Annotated in this window: 1 protein-coding gene; it reads right to left on the bottom strand. The window is 44.6% G+C overall.

The annotated features are described in order from the left end of the window. On the bottom strand, window positions 1-572 hold a 572-nt coding region (locus tag R7093_RS27030; RefSeq protein ID WP_318147249.1), incomplete at both ends, for a hypothetical protein.

Genomic DNA, 572 nt, shown 5'->3' with positions numbered 1-572 from the left:
GAATCGATGAATTCTTTTTGTTGATCTGATGGGTCTACAAAGATTGTCTGCGGCTTTCCTCCGACTACTGGCGGTATCATGTTATAGCCACCAGCTAATTTAGGTAGGTAGTCGTTAAGCTGTTTCTTAGTAACGGTTTCCGCAATACAGCCATAAATAGCCTGCAGCTCTGGCAAGTTATTGAATGAGCGTAGGCGTGACACTGGTTTGAAGTTGATACCTGTCGCGTCGATCTCAAATTCGCTGCTGGTGGTTGTGTACAAGTCAGCCCATGAATCCAACCAGTGCAAATTAGCTTGTTTCAGCTCGTCGTAGGCTAGGTATTTCTGAATGCTCCAAAGCTCGATAATGCTATTTGAGATCGGTGTACCAGTACTAAATACAACGCCTGCATGGTCGTTATTTTCGTTTAAGTGACGGATTTTACAAAACATATCCCAAGCGCGCTGGCTACCGTCAGGGTTACCAATGCCGCGAACATTTGACAGTGCAACCGTCGAGAACGATAAATTTTTATAGCTGTGCGCTTCATCCGCAAGAATTGAATCAAAACCCAGTTCAGCGAAGTCTAA

This window comes from Vibrio sp. 1580, from assembly GCF_033340055.1.
Note: the sequence above shows the minus strand (reverse complement) of the source record. Positions and strands in the feature narration are given on the sequence as shown.